Annotated in this window: 25 protein-coding genes; 10 read left to right on the forward strand and 15 right to left on the reverse strand. The window is 42.9% G+C overall.

Annotated features, from left to right (window positions below):
- Positions 1-48 precede the first annotated feature (48 nt).
- Together QYF49_RS22465 and QYF49_RS22470 are read left to right on the forward strand one after the other, a co-directional pair.
- Positions 49-549, forward strand: coding sequence for an antibiotic biosynthesis monooxygenase family protein (locus QYF49_RS22465; RefSeq protein WP_290401828.1), 501 nt, complete (start codon positions 49-51; stop codon positions 547-549).
- A 121-nt stretch (positions 550-670) separates the two neighbouring features.
- Complete coding sequence (locus tag QYF49_RS22470; protein WP_290401829.1) at positions 671-1,561, forward strand: diacylglycerol/lipid kinase family protein; 891 nt, start codon at positions 671-673, stop codon at positions 1,559-1,561.
- Positions 1,562-1,564: 3 nt separating this feature from the next.
- On the opposite strand, the gene QYF49_RS22475 is transcribed toward QYF49_RS22470, so the two are convergent.
- The 3 genes from QYF49_RS22475 to QYF49_RS22485 form a co-directional block, all read right to left on the reverse strand.
- On the reverse strand, positions 1,565-2,245 hold the full coding sequence (locus QYF49_RS22475; RefSeq protein WP_290401830.1) for a phosphatase PAP2 family protein: 681 nt from the start codon (positions 2,243-2,245) through the stop codon (positions 1,565-1,567).
- A gap of 83 nt (positions 2,246-2,328) precedes the next feature.
- Positions 2,329-2,667, reverse strand: coding sequence for a DUF3243 domain-containing protein (locus QYF49_RS22480; protein WP_290401831.1), 339 nt, complete (start codon positions 2,665-2,667; stop codon positions 2,329-2,331).
- Between the two features lie 14 nt (positions 2,668-2,681).
- Positions 2,682-3,206, reverse strand: a complete 525-nt coding sequence (locus tag QYF49_RS22485; RefSeq protein ID WP_290401832.1) for a type 1 glutamine amidotransferase domain-containing protein — start codon at positions 3,204-3,206, stop codon at positions 2,682-2,684.
- A gap of 147 nt (positions 3,207-3,353) precedes the next feature.
- Between QYF49_RS22485 and QYF49_RS22490 the strand changes: the two genes are divergently transcribed.
- Positions 3,354-3,785 carry a ferritin-like domain-containing protein gene (locus tag QYF49_RS22490; RefSeq protein WP_290401833.1) on the forward strand — a complete coding sequence of 144 codons (432 nt, stop codon included), beginning with the start codon at positions 3,354-3,356 and terminating at the stop codon, positions 3,783-3,785.
- A 66-nt stretch (positions 3,786-3,851) separates the two neighbouring features.
- Here the strand turns inward: QYF49_RS22490 and QYF49_RS22495 are convergent, their stop codons facing one another.
- Genes QYF49_RS22495 through QYF49_RS22505 form a run of 3 tightly spaced genes read right to left on the reverse strand, consistent with a single transcriptional unit; the run spans position 3,852 to position 6,611 of the window.
- Positions 3,852-4,610, reverse strand: a complete 759-nt coding sequence (locus QYF49_RS22495; RefSeq protein ID WP_290401834.1) for an EcsC family protein — start codon at positions 4,608-4,610, stop codon at positions 3,852-3,854.
- 43 nt (positions 4,611-4,653) lie between these two features.
- Positions 4,654-5,871 carry an ABC transporter permease gene (locus QYF49_RS22500; protein WP_290401835.1) on the reverse strand — a complete coding sequence of 406 codons (1,218 nt, stop codon included), beginning with the start codon at positions 5,869-5,871 and terminating at the stop codon, positions 4,654-4,656.
- A complete protein-coding gene (locus QYF49_RS22505) occupies positions 5,868-6,611 on the reverse strand; it encodes an ABC transporter ATP-binding protein (protein ID WP_290401836.1) in 744 nt (247 codons plus the stop codon). The genes QYF49_RS22500 and QYF49_RS22505 overlap by 4 nt, the downstream gene beginning before the upstream one ends.
- A gap of 459 nt (positions 6,612-7,070) precedes the next feature.
- Here QYF49_RS22505 and QYF49_RS22510 point away from each other — a divergent pair, with 459 nt between their 5' ends.
- From QYF49_RS22510 to QYF49_RS22520, 3 genes are all read left to right on the forward strand, one after another.
- On the forward strand, positions 7,071-7,499 hold the full coding sequence (locus QYF49_RS22510) for an HIT family protein (protein WP_290401837.1): 429 nt from the start codon (positions 7,071-7,073) through the stop codon (positions 7,497-7,499).
- Positions 7,500-7,578: 79 nt separating this feature from the next.
- On the forward strand, positions 7,579-8,664 hold the full coding sequence (serC, locus tag QYF49_RS22515) for a 3-phosphoserine/phosphohydroxythreonine transaminase (protein ID WP_290401838.1): 1,086 nt from the start codon (positions 7,579-7,581) through the stop codon (positions 8,662-8,664).
- Between the two features lie 115 nt (positions 8,665-8,779).
- Positions 8,780-9,310 (forward strand): tryptophan transporter, encoded by a 531-nt coding sequence (locus tag QYF49_RS22520; RefSeq protein ID WP_290401839.1) that lies wholly within the window; start codon positions 8,780-8,782, stop codon positions 9,308-9,310.
- Between the two features lie 40 nt (positions 9,311-9,350).
- On the opposite strand, the gene QYF49_RS22525 is transcribed toward QYF49_RS22520, so the two are convergent.
- Together QYF49_RS22525 and QYF49_RS22530 are read right to left on the reverse strand one after the other, a co-directional pair.
- The gene (locus QYF49_RS22525) at positions 9,351-9,767 is read right to left on the reverse strand and encodes a YkvA family protein (protein WP_290401840.1); all 417 of its coding nucleotides are present in this window, start codon (positions 9,765-9,767) and stop codon (positions 9,351-9,353) included.
- A gap of 98 nt (positions 9,768-9,865) precedes the next feature.
- A complete protein-coding gene (locus QYF49_RS22530) occupies positions 9,866-10,060 on the reverse strand; it encodes a hypothetical protein (protein ID WP_290401841.1) in 195 nt (64 codons plus the stop codon).
- Between the two features lie 154 nt (positions 10,061-10,214).
- Between QYF49_RS22530 and QYF49_RS22535 the strand changes: the two genes are divergently transcribed.
- Positions 10,215-10,574 (forward strand): YtxH domain-containing protein, encoded by a 360-nt coding sequence (locus QYF49_RS22535; protein ID WP_290401842.1) that lies wholly within the window; start codon positions 10,215-10,217, stop codon positions 10,572-10,574.
- 207 nt (positions 10,575-10,781) lie between these two features.
- A complete protein-coding gene (locus tag QYF49_RS22540; protein WP_290401843.1) occupies positions 10,782-11,366 on the forward strand; it encodes an HTH-type transcriptional regulator Hpr in 585 nt (194 codons plus the stop codon).
- Here the strand turns inward: QYF49_RS22540 and QYF49_RS22545 are convergent.
- On the reverse strand, positions 11,357-11,698 hold the full coding sequence (locus QYF49_RS22545) for a DUF1878 family protein (RefSeq protein ID WP_290401844.1): 342 nt from the start codon (positions 11,696-11,698) through the stop codon (positions 11,357-11,359). The genes QYF49_RS22540 and QYF49_RS22545 overlap by 10 nt on opposite strands.
- Before the next feature lie 104 nt (positions 11,699-11,802).
- Entirely contained in the window at positions 11,803-12,372 is a 570-nt protein-coding gene (locus tag QYF49_RS22550; RefSeq protein WP_290401845.1) for a YpmS family protein, read from the reverse strand.
- Between the two features lie 90 nt (positions 12,373-12,462).
- On the opposite strand from QYF49_RS22550, the gene QYF49_RS22555 reads away from it, so the two are divergent.
- Positions 12,463-12,648: a hypothetical protein gene (locus QYF49_RS22555; RefSeq protein WP_290401846.1), complete on the forward strand. Its 186-nt coding sequence runs from the start codon at positions 12,463-12,465 to the stop codon at positions 12,646-12,648.
- A 49-nt stretch (positions 12,649-12,697) separates the two neighbouring features.
- Here the strand turns inward: QYF49_RS22555 and QYF49_RS22560 are convergent, their stop codons facing one another.
- From QYF49_RS22560 to QYF49_RS22570, 3 genes are all read right to left on the reverse strand, one after another.
- A complete protein-coding gene (locus QYF49_RS22560; RefSeq protein ID WP_290401939.1) occupies positions 12,698-12,781 on the reverse strand; it encodes a YjcZ family sporulation protein in 84 nt (27 codons plus the stop codon).
- 61 nt (positions 12,782-12,842) lie between these two features.
- A complete protein-coding gene (locus QYF49_RS22565) occupies positions 12,843-12,938 on the reverse strand; it encodes a YjcZ family sporulation protein (RefSeq protein ID WP_082316024.1) in 96 nt (31 codons plus the stop codon).
- 111 nt (positions 12,939-13,049) lie between these two features.
- Complete coding sequence (locus QYF49_RS22570) at positions 13,050-13,148, reverse strand: YjcZ family sporulation protein (RefSeq protein WP_290401847.1); 99 nt, start codon at positions 13,146-13,148, stop codon at positions 13,050-13,052.
- Positions 13,149-13,358: 210 nt separating this feature from the next.
- Here QYF49_RS22570 and QYF49_RS22575 point away from each other — a divergent pair, with 210 nt between their 5' ends.
- Positions 13,359-14,240 carry a peptidylprolyl isomerase gene (locus QYF49_RS22575; RefSeq protein ID WP_290401848.1) on the forward strand — a complete coding sequence of 294 codons (882 nt, stop codon included), beginning with the start codon at positions 13,359-13,361 and terminating at the stop codon, positions 14,238-14,240.
- A 255-nt stretch (positions 14,241-14,495) separates the two neighbouring features.
- Here the strand turns inward: QYF49_RS22575 and QYF49_RS22580 are convergent, their stop codons facing one another.
- Positions 14,496-14,768, reverse strand: coding sequence for a sporulation YhaL family protein (locus QYF49_RS22580; RefSeq protein ID WP_290401849.1), 273 nt, complete (start codon positions 14,766-14,768; stop codon positions 14,496-14,498).
- Positions 14,769-14,849: 81 nt separating this feature from the next.
- Complete coding sequence (locus QYF49_RS22585) at positions 14,850-16,160, reverse strand: MDR family MFS transporter (RefSeq protein ID WP_290401850.1); 1,311 nt, start codon at positions 16,158-16,160, stop codon at positions 14,850-14,852.
- Positions 16,161-16,310: the final 150 nt, after the last annotated feature.

Raw genomic sequence — 16,310 nt, forward strand, 5'->3', positions numbered from 1 at the left:
AGAGATGAAAACCGTTCAAATCATTAAAGAAGATAAGGAGCAGTTTACATGAAGCTATATATCTCGTATGGAACACAGCACTATTTAGAAAATCTTCCAGAAGCCGCTCTCGATCATTCGGTTCTGCTGGAAAGCAGCGGGGATGCCGTACTGATCGCAGAGCTTGATGGAAATAACCCCTTCAAAGAAGGCCATGCCTATGAGATTTTAAACTCAAGAGGAGAACTGAAGGACGGGTCCTTTGCTGTTTTGAACCACATACAAGTGACCGATGAGGGAAGATCGCTTTTCGAAGAACGTTTTAAGCAGCGGGCTGGGCTTGTCGAACAGGAACCTGGCTTTGCTGCCATCCGGGTCCTTCGTCCAGAAGAAAACCATCCTTATATCGTGATGACCCTTTGGAAATCACAAAGTGACTTTACGAGCTGGCAGCAGTCTGATGCTTATGCTGAGACGCATAAGAACAGAGGTACCGGACAGGGACTGCCCCAGACTCTTTTTTCCGGCCCATCGTTTGTAAAAGAATATAACGTGGTATCTAAATCGTAATGTGACATTCATCCATCGCTAAAGAAGCCTGCAGACTGATCTCTGCTCTGCAGGCTTATTCCGGATGACATCGAAACATAGTTCGAAGTATGTATAGTAACAAGTTAAGGAGGCGGCGGATATGAATAAAGCAGCCATTATCGTAAATCCGAATGCCGGAAATAAGAAGCTGGTTGAAAACATACATGAAGTAGTTAAAAGGCTTGAAGAAAAATATAGTAAAGTTATCGTTTATGAAACGAAAGAAGTCGGAGATGGCGGAGAATTCCTGACCAAGATCGCTGGGGAAGTCGATCTCGTAATCGGAGCCGGCGGAGACGGAACGGTCTATGAACTCGTTAATGCGCTTTGCCCCTTGAAGAAACGACCGTTGTTTGCCATTCTTCCCGGAGGAACATGCAATGATTTTTCAAGGGCGATCGGCATGGATCAGGATCCCTTTAAAGCTGTGGAACAGATATTGGAGCATAAGGTCGAACAGCTTGACGTTGGACATTGCAATGCTGATTACTTTCTGAACTTTTGGGGTGTCGGTCTCATCACACAAGTTTCCACCAATATAGACAGCCAGGTTAAGGATCGTTTCGGCCGGCTCTCCTACTACCTTTCAGCGGCCCAGACACTCAAAGATTATGAATCGTTTAACCTTGAAATTGAGAGCCCCGACTTTACGTATCAGGGAGATGCAGCTATGCTCATCGTTGGAAACGGTCCATTTACAGGAGGCGTTAGGGCCTTTTTTCCGGATACCGACATTCAGGACGGCAAATTCGATATTTTAATCGTGAAAGAACCATCCCTGCGTTTAATTTGGGATGCCCTCCAATCCAAGCTGCTGAAACAGATTCCTTCCAGTGAAGAGATTCACTACTATAAAACGGGCCGACTTAAGGTTAAAGCATCTCCTGGTCAATTGATTGACTGTGATGGTGAACGGCACGCTCATACCCCCGCTGAAATGGTTAACCTGGAAAAGTATCTGTCTGTTATTGTCGGCAATTTTCCATCATGAGGATCATCTGGGCCGTTTATAAAAATAAACGGCCTCCAGGGCTGCTATGCAAAGAAGAAGCCATACCATTCCTGCTGAATAACCTGCAATGATATCAGATGGATAATGAACACCGAGATAAATACGGCTAATGCCGATCCCAATGATAGCTACAGCAAATAATAGAGTCCAGAAGGCCTTTCGCAGAGGCTTTCTTTTACTTCTTACCACCAAATAGCCTAGAAATCCGTAATACACCATACTGCCCATTGCATGTCCGCTTGGAAAACTGAAGCCCAGTGCTTCCACCAGCGGATCTGCGTTTGGCCTTTTTCGTTGAAAAGCGTTCTTCAGCAGCAGATTCAATATGCCTCCCCCGCCGACAGTGAGCAGGAAAAATACCATCCCCCATAGGTTCTGCCTCTTAAATCCCAGCCAGAGCATGCCTGCAACCACCAGAATTCCAAGTGCAAGCGTAGAGCCGATCTCTGTAAAAAACAGCATGACACGGTCCAGGCCTGGAGATGAAAAGGATCTTACGGCATGAATAATCACCGGGTCAAAAGTAAAGGGCTCCTTCTCGATAAGTTCCTCAGAAAGGGAAGCGAAAATATAAATAGCAGTGGCCGCCAGAATGAATCCAATCAAAAGCAGCACTGCCGGCACGATGGGAAATGAAATTTTTTTCATCCATTTTTGGATCATGATTTAACACCTCTTGCTTCATCAGTTATTGAATCAACCATAGAAAAAAGCTGCTTAAGTTAGCAAAGCAGCTTTTTCTGCGCCTATTGTACAAGCTTTATCAGCATGTGTGCCAGCTGATGCCTTTGATTTTCATCGCCAACCTTCCACAGCTCTTTCAAAAGATTTTCTTCAGCATTGCGAGGCTCTTCTGTCTCCGCCAGATGATCCGCCACTCTTTGGGCAGCTTTAGCAAGAGTTTCTTCGTCAAGGCCAAGCTTCTCACCAAGGGCTACCCTTGTATGAAGATACGATTTAAACTCAGAAAAGTTTCGTAAGATTTCATCTTTCCGGCCTTCAGGAATTCGGTCAACGGTGTCATCTACTTTGTTTAGATTGACTGATTCATCTTTATGCAGGATATGCTTTTCTTCATTGCCCATAGCTTTCGACTCCTTTATTGATTTAATTTTGAAAGAATGGCAAGTGATTCTCGGTTGAATGCCGGTATATCATCAGGCTGACGGCTGGTTACTAGATTTCCTCCGCATACGGCGACTTCCTCGTCTACAAAATTTGCTCCAGCATTGATCAAGTCCACTTTTATGGAGTTATAGCCTGTAACTTTTCTGTCCTTCAATACGCCTGCTGTAATTAACAGCTGCGGGCCGTGGCAGATCGCAAAGATTGGTTTTCCGTTATCTGCAAAGTTTTTTGCGAAACTGACGAAACGCTCATCATCCCTTAGCTGGTCAGGGGAAAAGCCTCCCGGAATGAAGAGGGCATCAAAATCAGATGGGCTCACATCCCCTATTCCTGCATCTGCAGTAACGGTTGCTTCTTTTTGTTTGCCTTCGATTTTTTTGCCTTTTTCTGAGCTGATCACTACCACTTCGTGACCGGCTTCCTTCAAAGCTTTGGCTGGGTCTGTATATTCAACATCTTCAAATAAATTGGTCATCACAGTTGCAATTTTCGCCATTCAATATTCACGCTCCTTCGCATTTTCATCTGTCTACATCCCTTAACATTTCCTTTTGCCAACTTTAGTAAACCCCTTTTTTATAGTTTATCCTCCATTTAAACGGGGAAGAATATCCGAGAATGAATCATGGGAGGTAATGTAAAGATGGAAAAAGATTTACAGGCACTAATTGATGGACTCAATGAAGACTTAGCCAACGAATACTCCGCCATTATTATGTACAATCACAATGCAGCGACCGTATCAGGAATCTTTCGGCAAGTGCTAAAACCGTTTTTTGAATCAGAAATCGGTGATGAACAAGGCCATGCCCTTTACCTTGCAGAAAAGATCAGTACACTTGGCGGAACACCTACAACCACTCCAAAAGAAGTGAAGCCAGTAAATGATGTGCGTCAAATGCTTGAAGAAGCAAGAAATGCGGAGATCGATACCATCCGCCGTTATGAAGAACGAAAAGATCAGGCATCAAAGCTCAACATGACCGAACTGGTTGTGAAGCTTGAAGACATGATTGCCGATGAAACCACACATAAAGAAGAAATGGATCGCCTGTTAAAGGACAACCGTTTTTAATAGTGAATACATCGAAATAAAAAAACTGCCCCTTAAAACCGTTTGGTTTCAGGAGCAGTTTTTTCGTTACTCATTCAGCCAGCCTTTTTGTTTTAATTGATTGAGCGTCCTTAAACGAAAACAGTTCTTCGCAGTCTTTCCTAGTTCGTCCAAAAAACGGAAGTTTGCAAAAGCTCCCACCAGCGCACCAAAACCGGGAACCATCTGCAGCATTTTTACCAGGTCGATATGGTCTCTGTAGTCCTGCTGCAGAGATTGCCAATCGATGTTCTGCAAATACTGCTGCTCCGTGGGGAAATCTGTAATCGTACGGTCCCAATTTGCAATTTTCTCAAAGAGTTCTTTCCTTTTAAATGGGCTTGAGTAGGTAAGCTGAAAAATATACAAAATATACAATCGTTCCCGGTAATCTTTCACATCGTAGCCATAGACGCCAGCCGTATCAAACAAAAACTTCATTTTAATCCCGAGTAATATCGGAAAATCCGCGAGGCCAAGCAAAAAACCGGCCGCGCCGGTCCCTGCCCCTTCAACAGCAGCTGTCCGACGATAAGCGGTAATTAATGCATCTGCAGCCTGATCGCTCTCCTTTAAGGAAAGAGGAGCTGGAGGCTGCTTTTTCGAGATATATTCAGAACCGATCAGGGTGCCGTGCACCATTCCTTTAATGCTCTTTGTAATCATCTGATGCACTTTTTCTGGCAGAAGATCATTGATTCGATTTTGCAGCTTCTTGGCCGATCGATCCCACAAAGATGGATTTTTGTTGATTTCTGCTTCCCAATGACTCAGTTCAGCCAACACCTGTCTTTCATACTTGCTCATCTTCTTCCCCTCAATCCTCCCGCGGTTGCAAGCTTGTTTACTACTACATTACTCGCATAATCTGTTTTTTAGTATAGTAAGCGGTAAACAGCCAGACAAAAAGGAGTGCGGACCCTGCAGATAGCCCGCCGATCATCCAAGTTCCACCTATGAGAAACAAAAAAGCGACATAAAGGAAGGCCTGAATCAATAATAGGAAACGAAGCCATTTTTGAAACGCCTCAAAACGCCATTCGTGTTTCACGGGATATAGTTCAAACCAGACGTTGCCCCTATGATGTCTATAAAGCGGCAGCAGCTGCACGCCTGTGGCATGCAAAAACAGCAGGATAAGTATAGGATGCCACCAGCCGGAAGGAAACCAGAAAAGAAACAGACCACCGATGATAACGAGTCTGATATAGATTCCAAAATAATCGTTGGAACGAAAGAACGTCTTTCGGTACAAGCCTTCAAACGTATGCCTCTGTTTATAAGGCACTTTAGAAAACGCGGTAAGCCACTTTCTCGGTTTTACCTTTTGTGATAGCTGTGGAACATCCGTAAACAGATTGGCAATCCGATAGAGCTTCATCATCAAGCCGTTTTCAATTTCAAGTAAATGCTCCCACTTGTAGCCGTGCATTTTTTTAATAAATCCGAAAAAAAAGTGGGAAAGAACATACATGATCGCAAGAATTGCCAGGATGAACACATATGCCTTTTGAAAAAGAAGAAACAGGAACACAGCATTTACAGCCAAACGGATCACCATATAATTTCTTCGGGTTTGGTCAAAAGGAAGACGCTGCTCCTCCCATGAGGTTTTGATGTTCCACACTTTTGCTGTCAGCAGCAGAGCCAAAGTCAGCAGCATCTCGATGGGGTTGTCTGTGATAAACCTTGAAAACAGCGGCCCTAGTGCCAAAAAGAAAAAAACGATGGAAAAAGATTGAATAACGGCTGTATACCGTATGGAATGACGGAAATATTCCTTCATCCTCGATTCAACAGGCAGGAGAAAAACGAGATCTCCCTTTTTCAGGAAGGTTCGTACAGGGCTTTTTGTCAGCAAGTACGCATACACAGCGATAAGCAGCCAGGATGCCGGAAAATTATCAGGAAGCTGTTTAAGAATCCTGGCATAATAGAAGCTTCCCATGACAAACAGAATATAGAGCGAAAGCATGAATCCGCTGTTTCCGATCAAGCGGAAGTAACGGAGAGCGATGGCAAAATACTGGTCTTTTCTTCTTTGCCATATCTTTGTAAAATTCATCATGGTCTCTTCCCTCTGCTGGCATATATATAGATCTCGTCAAGTGTGGCTGCGGGATTTCCGATTTCATGTTTCAGTTCCTCTAAAGTCCCCTTCAAAGCGATTTTACCTTCATGCAGGATAATAAATCGGTCACAGTGCCGTTCGGCAGTGGCCAAAATATGGGTTGACATCAGGATACCGGCTCCATTCTGCTTGAATTTCTCCATCAGTTCCAAGAACGAATGAATACCGAGCGGATCCAGACCGACAAACGGTTCGTCAACGATGTAGAGTTCAGGCTCCACCAGAAAAGCGCATAAGATCATCACCTTTTGCCGCATCCCTTTTGAAAAATGTCCAGGAAACCATTTAATTTTATTTTCCATATTAAATTCTGCGAGGAGCGGCCTTACTCTAGCTAAAAATGTCTGTTCCTCCAGCCCATATGCCATAGCTGTCATCTCTAGATGCTCCCAGAGAGTGAGCTCCTCATAAAGAATAGGTGTTTCTGGTATGTATGATAATTGTCCCCGGTACTCCTCCGGCTCTTCCTGAAAGGTTTTCCCGTTGATTCTGGAGGTCCCCTTACTCGGCTCCATCAGCCCCAATACGTGTTTGATCGTCGTACTTTTGCCTGCTCCGTTCAATCCGATGAGGCCTACGATCTCATTCGCGTGCACATTAAAAGAAACATCGTGCAGGACAGGCCTGTCAGGTGAATAGCCACCTGATAACCCCCTGACTTCAAGAATTTTTTTCATGTTTGATCCCTTCTTTCCCAGCCTCTGTTCTATTCTTTATGTCTTCTATCATCGCCTTCATGTTATCTTCATCATACTATGTATCATTTTCCTTTTCCAACGAGGGAATTTTTTACGGATAAACTTTTTGAAACTTGGCAAACCTATGAAGGAAGAAGGTATCCCCCCTTCTTCGAGGGAGATTTTAGGTGCTATATAACGATTTGAACAACCAATTTCAGGGAGATGATTCTCTTGGAAAGATTATTGCTTACCTAAGCTTATAATCCAAAAGAATGAGGTGTTCGCCAAAAAATCGGAATGTATGTTTCCAGGTTCTCCTTTCTTCTCTAACCTCTATAAGGAAGAGGGCTCTACACACGTAGGGTCCTCTTTCTTTGTGCAAATTTCAAAATGTTCCAATAACATATTCTTTGTACTTATGCTAAAATGAGAAAAAACATTTTCAGAGGTGATAAAATGAAGCATGACGAGAACTGTATTTTCTGTAAAATCTTAAAAGGTGAAATACCGAGCTACAAAGTATATGAGGATGAAAACGTGCTGGCATTTCTTGATATCAGCCAAGTGACAAAAGGACATACTCTCGTTATCCCAAAGAATCATTATAAAGATATCTTTGCCCTGCCTTCTGAAGAAGCGGCAAAGCTGTTCTCAGCTGTTCCTGCCATAGCTTCAGCAGTGAAAGAAGCTTTCGATCCGATCGGGCTGAACGTATTGAATAATAATGGAGAACCTGCGGGACAATCCGTATTTCACTATCACGTACATATCATTCCACGCTATGGCAGAGGAGACGGCTTTGGTGCGGTTTGGGAAACTCATGATTACTCAAAGGAAGAGTTCAACGAGATTTCCACCAAAATTGCTTCCCGTCTTTCTTCATAAACCATCGTATCACTGCCTGAAGGCAGTTTTTTATTTAACAGCATTGGTTGAGACCACAAAAAGGAGAGGAAATGCATTCATGAAACAGGTTTACAATTTTAACGCAGGACCCGCAGCTCTGCCTCGTCAGGTATTGGAAAAGGCAAAGGAAGAATTTCTGAACTTCGATGACACCGGAATCAGCATTATGGAACACAGCCATCGTGGAAAACATTACGAGGCAGTACATGAGGAAGCCAAAAACCTCTTAAAGGGCCTGCTTTCCATACCGGATGATTACGAAGTGCTGTTTCTGCAGGGGGGCGCCAGCCTGCAATTTGCGATGATCCCCATGAATTTTATGAGACCCGATGAACAGCCTGGCTATATCCTAACCGGTTCATGGTCCGAAAAGGCGGTAAAAGAGGCAAGCAAATTTGGAGAGGTGAAAGAGATCATATCCGGAAAAGCTGGCAATTATACCTCCATCCCTGAGGTGCCTTCTTTGTCTCAAGACGAATATTCGTATGTCCACATCACATCCAATAATACGATCTATGGTACGCAATGGCCTTCATTTGAGGGCATTGAGCACCCTTTTTTAATCGCTGATATGTCCAGTGATATTTTAAGCAGGAGAATTCCGGTAAATAAGTTCGGCCTTATTTATGCAGGAGCTCAAAAGAACCTTGGACCTGCAGGAGTCACCGTTGTGATTTTCAGAAAGGATGTTGCTGAGCGTGCAAATCAAGGGATTCCGGCGATCCTTTCCTATGAGACTCACATTAAAAACCGTTCGCTTTATAATACACCGCCAACCTTCTCCATCTATCTTCTGAAGCTCGTTCTCGAATGGGCCAAGGGACTTGGCGGTCTGGAGGCACTCGAAAAACGCAATGAAGAAAAAGCGCAGCTGATCTATGACGCTATCGATGAAAGCCAAGGTTTTTACTCAGGGCACGCAGCTAAGAACAGCCGTTCACTGATGAACATTACGTTCACCTTAAAAAACCAAGAGCTGACGAAAGAATTTTTAAAAGAAGCAGAAGCTCAAGGATTTTACGGATTGGCCGGCCATCGTTCAATTGGAGGATGCAGAGCATCCGCTTATAACGCCGTTCCGCTCGAAGCCTGCGAAGCACTAAGGCATTTCATGGTGAATTTCCAGAAAAAACATGAGGAATAGGCTATATGTACTGTTCAAAAAGTTCTAGATTTGTTAAGATAAGAGTAACTTCTTTGCATGGGGCAGTAGTGCACCTATGAAAGAACTTAAGAGTTGAGTAGAGGAGAGATGAGTCATGAAAACTAAATCTTTAGTATTAACAGGAGTTCTACTGGCATTGGGGTATGTTCTTCACGCCATTATGCCGCCCTTCTTTTTAGGCATGAGGCCTGATATGATGCTTACCATGCTTTTTCTAACCATTATCATGTTCCCAACGCTGTCTAACGTCATTGTAGCTGCGCTGGCAACCGGTGTTATTACAGCCATCACAACTACATTCCCAGGCGGGCAGATTGCGAACCTGGTGGATAAACCCATTACCGCACTTGTTTTTTTAGGATTATTCCTTTTCGTTTCCCGTTATAAATTAAATGCTTTGACCGCTGCTGTTTTGACTTTTGCTGGAACCCTTGTGAGCGGGTCAATTTTCCTTGCAACGGCTCTATTCGTAGCCGGTTTGCCTGGAACCTTCTTATCGATCTTCCTGGCGGTCGTATTGCCGACAGCTGCTGTAAACAGCGTCGTCATGTTCGTTCTGTACCCGGTCGCACACAGCATCAGAAAGCGTTCCATGCCAGCACAATCGAAACAGATTCAGGCGTAATCTAAATATTATTGCAATAAAAAAGAGCCGGTACCTGATCTTAAGGTGCCGGCTTTATCGTTTGCTCTTCTTCTTCCCATTCCATGTAATGATCGATTTCTTTTTTGATCGTCTTGTATAAAAAGGCTAACACAGCAGCATCATCCAAAAGGCCGATTCCTGCCAAAAAATCTGGAACAGCATCGATTGGACTGACAAAATAAAGCAGGGCCGCAACGATGAGCATCATCGATTTTTTAGATACATGCCGGTAGGAACCGTCCCGATAATGCTTGACCAGCCTGATTAAAGCTTTTACCTGTGAAGTGAGTTCCCACAAGCCGCTGTTGCTTTGCGCAGATTGTGTTTTCTTCTCGGCATTGGTGATCAGTTCACCTGTTTGATGGTCATCATCCAGGATGACCGAAGCCTTGCTTTTCATTCTGTTAAAATAATTACCGATTGTGTGACGCTCCATAATACCCTCCTCCTGACCTGTTGTTATTATACCTTTATCTAATATATTTCTAACATAAAAAAGCAGATTCAAAAAGAATCAGCTTTCCCTATGATTCGTTATTTTGTGACAAAGGTCAGCAAACAGCCAACCAGCCCTGCGATTCCGATCAAACCGAAAATAAATGCTGATTTTCTCCTTTTTATAATCAATGTGTTACGAAAAGAATATCGGCGGGTAGTGTTTAAGGAGTACATCATTCGCATTATCAACAGCAGGCCCGCAAACATCAATAATATGATATTCCAATCCATGGTCCATCCCTCCCCATATTATAGATATGCAGGTGCCTGTCCAATCATGCCGAAAATCATCGTTAAATATTTATGATTTCGAGAAATTTCTCGATAGGAATTCATCTGATCCACCAAGAATGTAATACTAAGTATAAAAGAGGAGGAGTAAATCATGTCTAAAGCAAAATCTCTACTGTACGGCTTTGCCATCGGAACAATTGTTACAGCAGCAACTACTCTGCTGTCCGCACCCAAGTCAGGAAAGGACATCAGACAGGACATTAAAGACAGCGCAAACAAATTAAAAAACTCTGTTTCTAAAATGAAGCGTGAAAGCATCACGCTTAAGGAAAAAATAATGTTTGTTTCCAAAGAAGGAAAAGAAGCGTTCAAACAGGCTTCCGCTGACATAAAAAAGGATATCGATGATTGGAAGGAAGAAATTCAGCCGAATATGGAAAGCATCCAGGAAAACGTAAAAGAAATTCAGGACACACTCGAGGAAAGCAAAACGTCATTGGCAAATCATTAACTGTACAATTGAGGATCTCCCTTGAACGGGAGATTTCTTTATTATTCAGCAATTATGATCTTCCATCTGTTATCATACTTAAGTTTTATGCCTTTATTACCAATTTTTCTTTGAGTTTTGAAAAATTTTACTTTCTTATTATAGAAAATACTGGCATAATGAGGGATAGATTGATGTTCTTATATGTAGTAATGGAGGGCATTTAGTATGGAAAAGGATAATTTGTACAGTGTAAAGGAAGCCATGATTTTCAGTCATAAATTCGCACAGATCAGCAAAGCATTATGGAAAAGTGTAGAAAAAGACTGGCAGAATTGGATTAAGGATTACGGATTAAACATCAATGAACATCATATTTTGTGGATTGCTCATCAATTAGAAGGCGCAAGCATTTCCGATATTGCAAAATTCGGGGTTATGCATGTATCTACGGCATTTAACTTTTCAAAAAAACTGGAGGAGCAAGGCTACCTTTCATTTTCAAAAAAGGAAAATGACAAGCGAAATACATACATTCAATTGACAGATAAGGGTGAAGAGCTTCTCTTGAAAACGATGGAAACGTATGATCCGGCAAGCTTTGGCGTCTTTTCCTCAGCACTGCCGATCAAGGAGCTCTACGGTAAGTTCCCTGACTTCCCTGAAATCATGTGCATGATCCGTAACCTGTACGGAGAAGATTTCATGACGATCTTCAACAAGCTGGAGATGAAAATTGAAGAAACCATGGCGGAGAAAACACCTAACAACGTTATTCCGATCACTCCTGAGCTGGCCGGCGTTCACTCGTAACGCCGCGCCAAATCATACAGCTTATCCATAAGCTCAGGATAGACGCCTTGGGTACGGAGAGCTTGAATGGTTTCTCTCGGCTTCAGTTTCGAATTCAGCATTCCTGCAAAATGGAGAAGTAGAGGCAGGTACTGCACATAACCGCTCTCTTTCTGGACCTCAAAACGTCGTTGGAGTTCATCGCACAATGAAAGGACATCTCCCACTTCGACTTCGCTCAGATGTTTTTCCATCACCAGCGTATAAAAGGGATATGTCCTTAAATTTATCGATTGTACAGTAAGCTGGTTATAGTATTCCAGCCGTTCAACACGTTCTTCAATCGTTTCCATCTTCATCCTGCTTTCTTATAGTCGATCTTTAGTTTCTATTGTATAGTAAAGCCGCCTTTTTTGTAAGGCGGCTTTCTTCTTTTCTTCAAAAATTCTCCATTCGATTATTTTCCAAACACGTCGATTGAAATATTGTTATTCGGCAGATCGACCTCTTTGGCTTTTACTCTGATATGCTTTTTGTTGTCCATTTTGGTCAGCTGGACATGGATCACTTTTTCCTGCGGATATACTTTCACCCATTTTGGAAGTTTCACACTGTTTGATACCAGATTAAGCACTTGCTCACCTGGCAGATTTAACCGTCCAACCTGCACGTTTTTTTCATGTAAGGCTAGATCTCCATTAGGCAGCACTTCTGGTTCAAGGGACATCTGGTATACGATTTCACGTCCAAAAACATCTACACGCCCGAACAGCTTCATCTGATCCGTAAGCCTTACCTTAAGATCCAAATTTTTTTGTTCTTCAATTTCTTTGTTCATTAAAAAGACAGCCTGTTCTTTGCCGGTATGTATCGTGAATAATTTTTTGCCCGTCAGAGAGTCCCCTGCTTGTCCGGCCCGATCAAAGCCCTTCCCCCCCCCTGAAAATAACAGTGAGGCCACAACAACAATCACACTAACGATAACAGCAGCCAAGGCAAGGAAGCTCAGTTTCCATTTGTTATTCATTTTCGTCCTCCATAACGTTGCTTTTTCCTATTCTTATTCTCCAACTTTTGTTAAAGTAAGAATGGTAGCTTTTTATGGAGGTATTGTAACATGCCAGATATCATATTTGTAATTCTTGCCCCCGTTTTTTTATTTGTTTTTAATCTCCTCACCAATGAACTATGTTCTCGCAAATCCATACCGGCTGAAACACAGCCCAATGTGTTCCGTACGATAAATGTTCTGATTACCATCCTTTTAATCAGTGCCTATGTAGAAAATATCTATACATATTAAATTAATGAAAACAAGAGGGGCGGCTGTTACCGCTCCTCTCTTGTTTTCATTAGCAGAAACAAATGCATCCGATAATAATGAGTAGGATTATCAATACAACAATCAGCTCAAAGCCGCCAGAAACACCGCCCATTATATTACCTCCTCAGCAGAAAAAAAGCCCCCAGTTTACTACTATCACAGCCCGTGCTTACTTAGCACCAGCCTCCCCAACATACACAACCGACGATGATCAACAGAATAAACAACACAACGATTAACGCAAAGCCTCTTCCATGTGTAGAACCCATGATGCCACCTCCTTTATTTCTTACGCTATCCTATGCAGCCTATTCCGCGGGCGCTTAGGCTATTGCCTGAAAACCAAAAGAAATTTTAAACTCTTGCCTAACTCCTTGTCCTTACCATACGAAGCAAGTACATCCAATAATTATCAATAAAATGAAAAGAATGACCAGAATTAAAAAGCTATGTCCAAAACCAGCACCGCATCCCATCATCAATCTCCTCCTTTTTTCTTCTCCACATCATATAGTGATATGTCTAGGTTTGATTAGACGAATGTCACGGTTTTGAAAAATTTCCTTGCTGATATAACAGTAAATATGTGTAATTTTTCTCATAATTCCGAGTATGAATAGGATTTTGTCCAATGTTTATGCTATAGTAGATACTGTGAAAATATTACTCGAACAGTGGGAGTGTGTCAGATGAAAAAATGGTTATTATCCCTTGGACTTGCTGCGGGAGTCTTATCGCTGTCAGCGTGTAACTCCGGTGCAGGATCAGAGAAGGTTGTGGAATCCAAAGCTGGTGACATCACCAAGGATGAATTCTACAATGAGCTTAAGGCACAGTACGGAAATCAAGTCCTTAAGCAAATGGTAGATAACAAACTTCTCGAAAAAGAGTACAAGGTTACTAATAAAGAGATCGACAAAGAGATCGCCAACATCAAAAAACAGCTTGGCGGTGAAGACCAGTTCAAGCAGGCACTTCAACAAAATGGCATCAAGAATGAAAAAGACTTAAAAAAACTAGTGAAGACACAGCTTCTAAACAAAAAAGCAGCGACTGACGGTGTAAAAGTAACCGACGCTGAAATGAAAAAAGTATTTAACGAAAAATATAAAGAAGAAGTAAAAGCCAGCCATATCCTTGTGGATGACAAGAAAACAGCTGATGAAGTCAAAGCGAAACTGGATAAGGGCGAGGACTTTGCTAAACTTGCGGAGAAGTATTCTAAAGACCCAGGCTCTAAATCCAAAGGCGGAGACCTTGGTTTCTTCGGTAAAGGCCAAATGGTGCCTGAATTTGATAAAGTAGCCTTCAAATTGAAACCTGGCCAAGTCAGCAATCCTGTTAAGTCTCAATTCGGCTACCATATTATCAAAGTCGTAGACAAGAAGACGAACAAGTTCGAAGATAAAAAGAAACAAATCAGCGAAGAATTGAAGCAGCAAAAAGCCAAGCCAACTGATGAAGTTATCACGAAGCTTCAGAAAGATGCTGACATTAAGATCAAAGATAAGGATCTAAAAGACGCACTTAAAAAGCAAGACACTCAAATGCCAACACAGCCACAGCAATAATGAGATGCAAAACAGGGTGATTCCTTTCAGGAATCACCCTGTTTTGGCGAGGTATGCTCTTTTGTGAAAATGATATGATTGGTGAGTAAAGTTCGTAAAACCGTGAGTAACAGAGGAAAAACCGTGAGTAAATCGTGTCGAACCGCGAGTAAACGCATCAGTAAACCCTGCAAAACCGTGAGTAACCGCTCCCAAACAGCGAAAAAACCGGCCTCTTCTGGGCTTTATCAAAACCCCGAACGGCCGGTTTCTTTTTTAGTGATTTATTGGTTTACTTCTTCGCTCTCGCTCCTCAGCAATTCGTTTCATGAATACTTCCCCTTCTTGTTCGATCACTTTGAGGTCGAGTACCTTCTGTTCGGCACCGAGATTGTAGCTCCGATATCCGCTGAAGATGATGCCGGCGACTACAAAGTACACCCAAAACGGTGTCAGTTCAAAAAAATATTGAAGAGGAGCGATAAATTCTTTTAACACAAAAGCAGCAACAAGTAAGACCCCAAGACCCAGAGCTACATATCCTTTCATTCCTATTCCTCCTAAGACAAGCTTCGTATTCCCATCTTATGATGCAAGGAAGGAAGTTATGTCACCCTCTTTGTTTTTTTCTTAACCAGCCGCGTTGGGTGCAACAGCTTTTTGTTTTTTAGCACTCTGTTGTTTTTTGTCCAGCAGGTTGAACATGATGTGATATAATCCTGCCCCAACTACCGTCAACACGAAAAGCAGGAAGAACGTCCATCGAAATCCAATCCACATGGTTAGCGGTATGGTTAATGGAGCAAGGCTTCTGCCAATGGAATATCGAAGGCCAGCTGCAGCAAAATATTGCCCTCGCATATGTTCTGGAGCAAGCTTGGAGATAAAACTCTCCTGAATGCCGACCACCATCAACTCAGCGACCGTAAAGATGGTGATGGACAGGAACAGCAGCCAAAGCACGGTGGTGTTGCCGAACATCAGCATACTCACACCATATAAAAGTGTGGAGATCACAAAGACATTTCCTTCTCTGTACTTGTTCATCCATTTCGACATAAACACGGTTAACAGCGCGACCAATAAACCATTGGTGGATACGATGTAACCGAACGCTTTCTCTCCTGAAAGAGAAAATGACCAGTCACCGAGATGCAGCAGCGTCTGTACCGGCACTTTTTCTGTTGTATACACCGCGATAAGTAAATCAAGCTGCATAAAGGTCTGTGCGACAAGCACGCCGGCGAGAATAAACAGCAGGAACAGTTTATCCTTGGCGATGACCCGGTAATCTCTCAACTGATTCCACACGACCTCATTCCATTTTCTCTGCCCGCCGTTCTTATCCTCAACCAACGGTTTCTTTTCAGGAACCGTTTCCCTGATAAACTTTTGCAGCACGATCGTCAGGATGATACCAACAATCGTACAGGCCAGCAGCAATTCAAACCGGTAATCGAAAAAGAAGATGCTTCCTAATGCAGGTCCAAACACAACGGATATGTTTATGCTCGTATAGAAAACGGCAAACACTTCACTTCTGTTCTTCTCAGGCACAACGTCAGCGATCATGGCATGGCTTGCCGGCCAATATAGGGAGCCGAACAATCCTAACGCTGTAAACGCCATGAAAGTAAGTGCCGGTGAATCCAGCCATGGTGAATTAGCTAGAGCGAACACAGCAAAGGAAACGGCCTGCCCGGCTCCTGCAACCACCATCATTTTCTTTCGCCCAAAAGTGTCCGCACAGTATCCGCCGACCAGGTTAGTGACGACACCCACTAATTGGGAAGCTACGAGCAGCATGCCGGCTTGCTCTTTTCCGAGTTCATCGGAAAAGTATATCGCCATGTACGGGAAAAACATCCAAAACAATAGATTAATTACGAACTCGCCCAAAAGCCGGACTTTAATGTTTCTGTCCCAATCTTTCCACTTCATCCCTATCACTCTCTTTTCATATGTTTCAATCCAATTGCGATCAACCGATCTCCTGAGCGGATAACCATGGAAAAGCAGAATTGGGCATAAAAAAGCCTATAGCTGCGCATTCCACGTCAACTACAGGCTTCCATACGTGCTGAAGGCTAT

It is taken from the genome of Fictibacillus terranigra, from assembly GCF_030412265.1.
GTDB classification, from domain to species: Bacteria; Bacillota; Bacilli; order Bacillales; family Fictibacillaceae; genus Fictibacillus_C; species Fictibacillus_C terrinigri.